The sequence below is a fragment of the Dorea amylophila genome (assembly GCF_025567265.1).
GTDB classification, from domain to species: Bacteria; Bacillota; Clostridia; order Lachnospirales; family Lachnospiraceae; genus Dorea_A; species Dorea_A amylophila.
In genome coordinates this window covers 49,584-59,184 of sequence record NZ_JAOQJW010000008.1, presented here as the reverse complement: position 1 = coordinate 59,184, position 9,601 = coordinate 49,584, and the positions used below count along the sequence as shown (strand labels likewise).

Below are 9,601 nucleotides of genomic sequence, written 5' to 3'. Positions count from 1 at the left end.
TATATGGCAAGAAGTATGATAACAGGTAGAGAAACACAGAAAATGCAGGAATATACGCAGGAACGGATCAATCAGGCAGAGCGTAGAGGCGTAGAGTTTCCAACAGATGTAAAAGAACAGATTTCTGAATATGCGAATCTGATCGGTGAGGAAGAGAAAGTTAGGACTCTGGTAAGAAATCTGGCAGATGCATTGAGCAAAGCAGATGAGGAAAGTGTAGAGGATTTACTGGATGATGCAAGAATGGATATTCAGGACTTACCAGATCCAACCATAGGCAAGCTGGAACTTCGGGATTATGGATATACAGCAGAGGATATGGTACCGCTTAGAAAAGAAGCAGCCTTAGATTATCACAGGATGGGTTCTAAGATTTATTGCTTGGGCAGCGATGGCGGTAAGGGAGAGTATGCAAGTAAAGAAATGATACAGGCACATGAAGGTCTGTTTGGCATGGAATTACAGATGTGGGAACGGATAAGGGATCAGGATCTGGATTATGCCGATGAAGATTTTGGAGCATTTCAGGAGCCTATGAGTGTCATTGACCAGGAAGAAGCACTGAAATTATACGATGCCGGAGCAGATATCTATCTGATCACTAATTTTTCATCACCAATCTATGTCACGGAACGCAAGGAAATCGAACGAGGACCGGAGCATTATCAGATGTCCATGGCAGAACGGGAGCGTTTCCGTAACTTGGAATGGGAAATGCAGAAATATCCGCAGATTCAGTCTTTGAAAGAGGCAAACCTGTTGTTAGGAACAAGGCGAACCTTTGGTATTTATCAGATCAAAGATGATTCACCGGGCGAAAATTATGCATTTATGAATATGAGTTTTATTGAAAGTCATGGTATGCAGATAAAAAAAGAAGATTATAAGCTGGTCTATGTTGGAGAATTACTGGGAAATACGTCACTGGATGATATTTTTGAAAGGTTCAACATTGATAGACCGAAAGACTTCCGTGGGCATTCCCTGTCTGTCAGTGATATCGTTGTTTTGAATGATGGGGAAAAAGTAACAGCTCATTTTGTAGACAGTATCAGTTTTGAACAGCTGGATTCTTTCTTGAATCTGGAAGAACAGGTTCTTAGTGAACTGGCATATGAGGTAGGAGAACGGTATTTTGCTATTCAGAGGACAGAAGAAGGATACGATTATTCCTTTTACGATGAAGATTTCCGTCTGATGGATGGTGGCGTCTATGAAAATGATGAAATTTCTATTGAAGAAGCGGCAGAGGAACTTTTGGAAGACGAAGGCTGGACTGGAGAACGCATCCGTGGGGATTATGATCAGTTGATGGAAAAAGTGAAAGAAATGGATGAGGTTGTAATGGCAGAGATTCAGAAAAGCCAGGGCGAATATAAGCCACTGGCTAAGGTAGAAGAACTGGAAGAGGCGAATTATAACATGATTGACAATGTACTTAACAATATGCCACTGAAGAAAGAACCTTATCTGGAATACTTTGCCACAGAATGTGATGAGTTCCATGATATGGGAGCTTATGAAAAAAGTACCGATGTTAATCAGATAGCTGCAGTCTATGAAAAATATAAGGAGAATCCAGAAACTGCGTATCTGGGATGCTCGATGGGAATTATCTATCGTGATCCGGAAGACAGTTACTACGATGATGCTGAATTTGCAATCGTAAAAGGAAATACAGTACTTGGAAATCTGATGGATGATGTTCGGTTTTATGGAGAGCTTGCACTGGTACGGGAAGGGATTGAGAAAATTCATGAAGCATTGCCGGACTACAAGTATGTACCGATGAGGGATGTTCGAGAAGCAATGTATCCAGAGAAGATGACCACAGAACAGCTGGCAGAGGCACTGGATGAGATTGCAGAAGCATTTGATCCGTATGATTACCGGGATCATGTAGAACCAGGGCAGGATACCTTACAGGAAGTCATGCTGGATCTGCAAAGTGGAAATGTTGGTTCTTATATTTCCTTTCTGAAGGATGTGATTGAAGAAGACTGTGAGCAGTCCGTGTGGGCAGGTGTTTTGCTGGAACGGCTGAAATCCTACGAACCAGATATATCCAAAGAAACAGAGCCGATGGTGTATGTGAATTACTGTGAAAAGCGGGAGCTGATGGAACCACGCTGTCAGAAGCTCTCAGATCTGGATTCCCGTACTGCACAGAAGGATAAGGAATGGTACGCAGACCGTAATCCGAGGACGGATGAGCCGATGGTAACAGCCCAGATGTTTTTTACTATATATTATGCGGAAAAAGGCGATAAAATGCTGCAATATTTCAAAGGGAAAATAGATATTGGAACAGGAAATGGCGGTATTTTAAGTCAGCTGAAACTCCAAAATGAACTGAAACTTACGGATGAAAGTTGGATTGGTTATCTGAAAAACAAGGGAAATGAAGAGTTTCAGAAGTGTATGGAAGATCTGACCGATATGCAGAACCATGTGCTGCCATATTTGCAGAGCTTTTGCAGTCTGGAAGAAAAAAGTGTGCAGGAAAAGCAGGAACGGCAGGTTGCAGAAAAGCAGGACAGCAGAGTAGAAGCGTCAAGAGCAGCGAATGTGACAAAAGGGGATAATGACAAAGCTGTGAAAAAGGTAGTTTCGAGTATGCAAACAGAAAAGAATAAAGCAACTACGAAGGCAAAGAAGCCATCTATTCATGAACGACTGGAAATCAATAAGAGAAAAATCCAAGAAAAGCAGGGAAAAGATGACCCGGAGAGAGGAGCTGATCGGGATGTAAGAACGGTATAAATTTATAGAAAGGCACTTGGCTCCGTTTTGGACATAGCAAAAGTGCTGACAGTGACGAACGAAGATGTGCTGCCTGCTTATTTGCAGAGAGTATCTGATTTTGAAGACTGCCTGCTTGCAACTTGTACGAAGGCGAATCAGTGTGATGCGATTGTGACAAGGAATAAAAAGGATTTTCTTTCCTTTTGGATTACACTGCTTTCTCCGGAAGAACTGCTGAATATTTATTCGTAAAATATGTTTTTACAATCGGTAGCAGAAGGAAAGTTGAATGATAACTCCGATCCAGCATACTGGAAAATATAAAAATTTTATAACAAAGTGGAAAACCCTGCGTAGGATCAGAAATGTTCTCACAGGGTTTCATGTATCTAATAAAATATAGAAATTTAGCTGATTTCTGCTAGAATAAGAAAAACTGTTAAAAAAATATCGTACATAGATCAAAAAGACTATATATGGGCGACCTTTTAAAGCCGATTTATATAAAATAGAAGAAAAAAAGGTGGTCGATACCGTGGATATAAAAACAGCGGTCATATATCGTTTAAACGATCTGATTAATCAGAAAGATATCACAGTGAATGAGGCGGCGGTATGTTCTGGCGTTCCTCCTTCGACATTAAAGAATATTTTGTATGGTCAGAGTAAGAATGCTGGCGTAGTTACAATAAAAAAGATATGCGATGGATTGGATGTCACAATACAGGAATTTTTTGCTGATCCCATCTTTGCAGATTTGGAACCCGAACTATAGGAAGAGTAAATGCTCATAGGATTCAGATTCTGCAGGATGGATTTTTTATGAAAAAGAGTTAGGAAAAACTAACCTATGAGGACATAGATGTATAAAATAGCAATTTGCGATGATGATAAAAATTATAGGGAGAAAATAGAGAAGGTTATAGAAACGGAAGGGATTCTTCCTAAGAGCGAGATACGGTTTTATGAATACGAGTCAGGAAAGGAACTACTGGAAAATGCTGATATTTTGCATGATTTGGTCTTTATGGATATGCGTATGCCCGGATTGGATGGGAATAAATCGGTACTGAAGCTGAGGGAATACAATAGGGCAGCGATATTGGTGTTCTGCTCCGGATACTTTGAACCGACTCCAGATAGCATCAATATTGGGCAGCCGTTCCGTTATATTATGAAAGACTTGCATGACAGAAGTCTGAAAAGGGAAATCCCTGCGATTTTATCAAAAGTAAAATTGCACTGTGGAGATTATTCCGTGACGGTTACATCAGCGGGAAGAGTAATTCGTATCTATACGGAAGACATTTTATATATCTGTCTGGCGAAAAGGGGTTGCTCTATATACGTTGCTAGGCAGGGGGAGATAGATGAGATGCATTGTAAGGAATCTTTAGGCGATTTATATGAACGTCTGGCCGGAAGGGGATTTGAGTATGCACATAACAGTTATATTGTAAATCTGGCGAAAGTGGAAGGATTGGAAAAGAATGTGGCGCTGCTACAGATGGGAATCCAATTGAATGTTTCAAGGTCGAGAAAAGGTCAGTTTGCTGACGCTCTGATCATGTTTCTTGGGGAAAGGAACGGCATGGTATAATAGTAAGAGATTTTTTGATCTGCCTTCTTCAGATGTATCTGTTGGAAGATCTGGAAAAGAACATGCTCCCATACAGAAGAGAAAACTTTTTGGGAAAATTTCTCGTATATTTTGTCATAGCGCTGGTAATGCTCGGAATCAACCACTTGGAATCCTCAATATTTAATATGGTAATGATTCCGGTAACGTATATGATTGTGTCAATGGTTGTGTTCCGGGGAAATATATGGAAGAAGCTGGTTATAGTATGCTGCTATTATGTGCTGGCAATTATTCCTGAATTTCTCTTTGCAACGCTTACGAATGCGTATGGCGTGACAGGTGCATCTGAGGGTTTTGGGACGGAAATAGAAAAGACATTAGCGCTACTACTGATGAGTACCATGACATTTCTGTTTATTAAATGCATTAATCAGGTAACGAGAAAAAGGGATTATCTGACGATTGAGAATAAAACTTTTACTGTGCTGCTCATGCTGCCAACCGCTACGATCATTATATTAGGATGTGTGTTTTATTCAAATATTTCTTTTGAAGGAATGAACAGGGTTATGGTTCCGGTAGGAGCTTCACTGCTGCTATTGACGAATATCTTCATTTTCTCAGTGTTTGACCGGTTTGTAGAGAAATCAGAAGAAGTGAAGAAGATGGCCCGGCTTTACCAGAAAAGCAGGGCGGAGATTGCTAATTTACAGTATATGAATAAGGTCAATGAGGATAACAGGGCATTCTTACACGATATAAATAAATTTATTTGTACAGTAGCCGGTTTGATGGAAGAAGGAGAAAATCAAGAGGTCAAGGAGATTATGGAACATTTAGGTGTCCGGATTCAGAGCCTTCAAAAAGGTGTGTATTGCGAACACCCGATCTTGAACAGCATCCTGTGCGAAAGGAAATTCCTTGCGGAATCTAAGAATATTTCCTATAAGATTACCCTGGGTAATGATCTCAGGCTGGACTTTTTGGAAGAACTGGATATGATCTCAATCGTAGGTAATCTTTTGGATAACGCACTGGAAGCGGCAGAAAAGACAAAAGATGGCCGATATGTAGAATGCAGGATGTATATGGGAAATGAGGAACATTTCCTTGTTATGGAATTTTGCAACGGGTATGTTGTTCCGCTGTTAAAGGACAAGGACCGGTACATAAGCACCAAAAGAGATGCAGACAGTCACGGGATCGGACTGCATACGGTTGGAAAACTGGTTAAAAAGTATGCTGGAATTATGAGAGTGGAGGTCGGAGAACAGGAGTTCTCTGTTAAGCTGATCTTTACAATAAAATAAAGATGTGCAAAAATCGCCCAAAAAGTTACCGTTTTTGCCACGGTAATTGAAAAGAGGGCGATTTTTGTGTAAACTTTCGAAAAAAAAGGAGGCATGTAACTATGAAAAAAACAATCAGAAAAAGCTTGGGTATCAAAGTACTTGGAGTTGTAAACTGTCTTGCACTCTGCCTGACGGCATATACGGCAAATCTGGCGTGCAACTGGCTGTACTATCAGGAAGAAGAGCCGGAAGAAGTTAAGAAAATGAGGAAATTCTAGTGTGGAAAAAAACTACCGGCTGGCTTTTTGAAGTGCAAAAAAGGAACGGGATTCTTGAAGAAAAAGACCGCAGGTTGTATGAATATGCTTACGGTGTACTGCTGGGCAGGGTCGCGATATACCTTATCACTGTCATACTTGGCATCGCAACGGGGAATTGGCTGGAGATGCTAGTCTTTTTATTGCCCTTTACTGTTCTAAGGCAGTATGCCGGAGGAATTCATTTAGAAAAAGCAGGGAGCTGCATGATTGTTTCCAGTATCCTTGTCCTTCTATGCAGTCAGTATCTGGCATCTGACCTAATTGTGACGTGGCAAATGCGGATTATATGGCTTGTCGCAGTTGGATTCATATTTGCTATGGCACCGGTGGATGCCAGCAGCAAGAAACTGGATGTGAAAGAGAAGAAAGTTTATGGGATGCGCGCGAGGGTAATTTTAGTGATTGAATGCGCGATAGCAGGTGTTTTTTCTGTGATTGGATATTCCCTGATCGTAAACGGGATTATGGTAGCGCATATTGTTTTGGCGTCTGGTTTAATATTAGGATGGACCAAAATTTTTTTTGATAAAGAGTTAGAGTGAACTAATCCATGATAGGAATAAGAAATACCTGGGAAAAGCGTATTGCAAAAGGATGATAAACAGAACAAAAAGAACATGATACAAGAGGAATATAAAAGTGAATTTGAAATTGATAAAAAATACAGAAAATATCAACAAAGAGAAAATAACCTTGTTCTGCCTGCCGTTTGCAGGAGGCGGCGCGTCTGCTTATAATCAGTGGGCGAAAAAGATGCAGGGAAAAGTAACGGTATGTCCAGTCCAGCTTCCGGGAAGGGAAGAACGGATCATGGAGAAACCGTATATAGATATGCCGGTTATGTTAGATGATCTGGAAGAGGCTGTAAGAGAGGTTGTGGACGGACCGTATGCCTTATGGGGGCACAGTATGGGCGGGAAGATCTCCTATGAGCTGGAAAAGCGATTGGAGGCAGAGGGATATAGAGCGAAATACCTGTTTATTTCCGGCAGCCGGATTCCCAGCATTCCGGAACCGAAGCCAATCTATCATCTTCCGGATGAAGCGTTTAAGAGGGAACTGGGAAGATTTGAAGGGACGCCAAAAGAGATACTAGAGAATCAGGAATTGTTGGATTTCTTTCTGCCTATGCTGCGGGCGGATTTTACCATGGATGAAACGTATTATGATAAGGCGGGAGTAGTGCTGCATACACCTATCTCTGCATTTGGCGGAGAAAAGGACGGTGAAGCGGATGAGAGTGCAATCTGTGAATGGGGAAAGTATACGGATAATGATTTTGACTACCGAATATTTCCGGGAGGGCATTTTTATCTGCGGGATTACGAAGACGAAGTAATAAGTGAGGTTGAGAGACGGCTTCAGGGAATGAAAAATGGAGGTTAAACGATGCGGGGAGAAGGAATTTCTGTCAGCAGACAAACTTCGTATCCGTGAAAATGAGATACATATATGGTGCATCTGTTGGCCGGAAATGACAGATTTCTGGAAGAATCATGAATATATCCTGAGTGAGCAGGAGTCGGAGCAAGCTGGAAAGTTCCGCTTTCCTGAAGACAGGATGCGTTATATTGCCGGGAAACTTATCGTGCGAATTCTCTTGAAAAGATACTTAGATGTGGAAACAGTTGATTTTTCTGTCAATGAACTGGGTAAGCCTTATCATAAAGAAATCGCAGGAAAGCAGACAGTCAATTTTAATATTTCGCATTCGGGGGAATTCATACTGGAGGGATTCGCTGTCGGAATGGATATTGGAGTGGATGTGCAGGAAATGGCAGGATGCCCGGATTACAGGGAGATAGCCGGGAATTTCTATACGGCAGAAGAAGCGGAAGATGTAATAAATGAGGGACCGGAACTGTTTTTCCAGTATTGGGCGGCGAAAGAAGCGTATGTAAAAGCGATCGGTATTGGATTGGGAAGAGGAATGGATTTCTTCTCTGTCAGAAACGGGGAAATTACAGAAAAAGGCAGGAAAGGCCAGGGATGGCATTTGTATCCGGTAAAGATTGAGGGATATGCTGCGTATGTGGCGGCGCATAAGAAAGGAGACAAATCAAATGAGTTATAAGAAGGATATGAGCAAATACGAGCATCTGGAAGGATGGGAACGATGTGGCTTTGGAGAGCAGCTTGATAAGTGGGCGGAAAAATATGGAGAAAGAACTGCGGTCACGGACAGCGAAGACGAGATCAGTTATATGGAATTAAAGCAAAAAGCAGATTGTCTTGCGGCAGCTTTTCTGCGTAAAGGGATTTTAAAGGGAGACAAAGTGCTTGTGCAGCTTCCGAATAGGATTTCTTTTGTGATCGTGTTTTTTGCACTTTCCAAGATTGGGGCGGTGCCAATCATGATGCTGCCGGCCCACAGGGAGGCGGAACTGGAAGGAATTATTGAACTGGCAAAGCCGGCCGCTTATATTGTGGTGGAGAAATATCTGGGATTTTCATATGTGCCGATGGCAAATGCGATGAAAGAGAAATATTCATGTATCCGGCATATATTTGTAGATAGCGAATCCGGGGATATCAGTGGAATGATTGCGGAAACGTGTGGAGAAAATGGAGCATTTCCGGCTGTGGATGGGTATGAAACGGCGGTGCTTTTGCTGTCCGGCGGGACGACAGGGGTTCCGAAACTGATTCCGCGCACCCATACGGATTATATGTATAATGCCCGCATGTCCGCGAAGAGATGCCGCTTGGATAGCAGTGACGTTTATCTGGCGTCTCTTCCGGTAGCTCATAATTTCCCATTATGCTGCCCGGGGCTTTTAGGCACGCTGGACGTGGGAGGAAAAGTTGTGCTTGCGTCTGCGACCAGCCCGGATGATATCCTTGACGCAATTACAGAGGAAGGTGTCACGATAACGGCATTGGTTCCTGCTATGGTTACTGTGTGCATGGAAATGCTGGAATGGGATGAAGATTATGATATATCCAGCCTGCGGATTTTGCAGGTGGGCGGCGCAATGCTGGAAGATTCCCTTGCGGATAAGATCATTGAAGAATGGCCGTGTAAACTGATGCAGGTATTTGGTACGGCGGAGGGGCTACTGTCCTTTACTAGCCCGGAGGATGAAGGTTCCCTGATCGCAAGATGTCAGGGAACTCCGGTGTCTCCTGCGGATGAAGTGAAGATTGTGGATGAAGAAGATAAGGCCGTACCGGAAGGAGTTTTTGGGGAATTATTATCCAGAGGCCCGTATACGATTGATGGTTATTATATGGCGGAGGAAGCAAATAAAAAGAGCTTTACGCCGGACGGATTTTACCGGACGGGCGATAAAGCTATGTGGACGAAAGACAGAAGGTTACGTTTGGGCGGGAGAATCAAAGAGCAGATTAACCGCGCCGGAGAAAAGATCATGCCTTCAGAGATTGAAGCTTACCTTTGCAGGCATTCGAAAATCAAAGAGGCAGCCGTTGTCGGCGTTCCGGATGAAACCCTTGGAAACCGGATATGTGCATTCCTTGTGACCGATGATGAAGCCGGGATCGATTTGCAGGAAATCCACAGGTTCCTGCGGGAAATAGGTGTTGCGGCGTATAAAATGCCGGATCAGATAGAACGGGTAGAGACATGGCCGCTGACCAGCGTAGGAAAAATAGATAAGAAAGCATTAGAACGGATGGCGCAGGAAAAATAGAAGGAGACA

The 9,601-nt window shown here is 42.6% G+C and carries 10 protein-coding genes; all 10 read left to right on the top strand.

Features of this window, described 5'->3' with window-relative positions:
- The first annotated feature begins 3 nt into the window (after positions 1 to 3).
- The 10 genes from OCV72_RS06485 to OCV72_RS06440 all read left to right on the top strand — a co-directional run bounded on the left by OCV72_RS06485 (position 4) and on the right by OCV72_RS06440 (position 9,592).
- Positions 4 to 2,763, top strand: a complete 2,760-nt coding sequence (locus tag OCV72_RS06485) for a YodL domain-containing protein (protein ID WP_055282726.1) — start codon at positions 4 to 6, stop codon at positions 2,761 to 2,763.
- A 27-nt stretch (positions 2,764 to 2,790) separates the two neighbouring features.
- A complete protein-coding gene (locus OCV72_RS06480; protein ID WP_055059678.1) occupies positions 2,791 to 2,997 on the top strand; it encodes a PIN domain-containing protein in 207 nt (68 codons plus the stop codon).
- 283 nt (positions 2,998 to 3,280) lie between these two features.
- Positions 3,281 to 3,520: a helix-turn-helix domain-containing protein gene (locus OCV72_RS06475; protein ID WP_054337273.1), complete on the top strand. Its 240-nt coding sequence runs from the start codon at positions 3,281 to 3,283 to the stop codon at positions 3,518 to 3,520.
- Between the two features lie 87 nt (positions 3,521 to 3,607).
- Positions 3,608 to 4,345: a LytR/AlgR family response regulator transcription factor gene (locus OCV72_RS06470; RefSeq protein WP_015528430.1), complete on the top strand. Its 738-nt coding sequence runs from the start codon at positions 3,608 to 3,610 to the stop codon at positions 4,343 to 4,345.
- Positions 4,346 to 4,434: 89 nt separating this feature from the next.
- Complete coding sequence (locus OCV72_RS06465; protein WP_242859228.1) at positions 4,435 to 5,637, top strand: sensor histidine kinase; 1,203 nt, start codon at positions 4,435 to 4,437, stop codon at positions 5,635 to 5,637.
- Between the two features lie 101 nt (positions 5,638 to 5,738).
- A complete protein-coding gene (locus OCV72_RS06460) occupies positions 5,739 to 5,897 on the top strand; it encodes a cyclic lactone autoinducer peptide (RefSeq protein WP_015528432.1) in 159 nt (52 codons plus the stop codon).
- Positions 5,897 to 6,481, top strand: coding sequence for an accessory gene regulator B family protein (locus OCV72_RS06455; RefSeq protein WP_055282723.1), 585 nt, complete (start codon positions 5,897 to 5,899; stop codon positions 6,479 to 6,481). Before OCV72_RS06460 ends, OCV72_RS06455 begins: the two co-directional genes overlap by 1 nt.
- Before the next feature lie 97 nt (positions 6,482 to 6,578).
- Positions 6,579 to 7,325, top strand: coding sequence for a thioesterase II family protein (locus tag OCV72_RS06450; protein WP_005344230.1), 747 nt, complete (start codon positions 6,579 to 6,581; stop codon positions 7,323 to 7,325).
- Positions 7,315 to 8,013 carry a 4'-phosphopantetheinyl transferase family protein gene (locus OCV72_RS06445; RefSeq protein WP_005344231.1) on the top strand — a complete coding sequence of 233 codons (699 nt, stop codon included), beginning with the start codon at positions 7,315 to 7,317 and terminating at the stop codon, positions 8,011 to 8,013. The genes OCV72_RS06450 and OCV72_RS06445 overlap by 11 nt, the downstream gene beginning before the upstream one ends.
- Positions 8,003 to 9,592: a (2,3-dihydroxybenzoyl)adenylate synthase gene (locus OCV72_RS06440; RefSeq protein ID WP_005344232.1), complete on the top strand. Its 1,590-nt coding sequence runs from the start codon at positions 8,003 to 8,005 to the stop codon at positions 9,590 to 9,592. The genes OCV72_RS06445 and OCV72_RS06440 overlap by 11 nt, the downstream gene beginning before the upstream one ends.
- Positions 9,593 to 9,601: the final 9 nt, after the last annotated feature.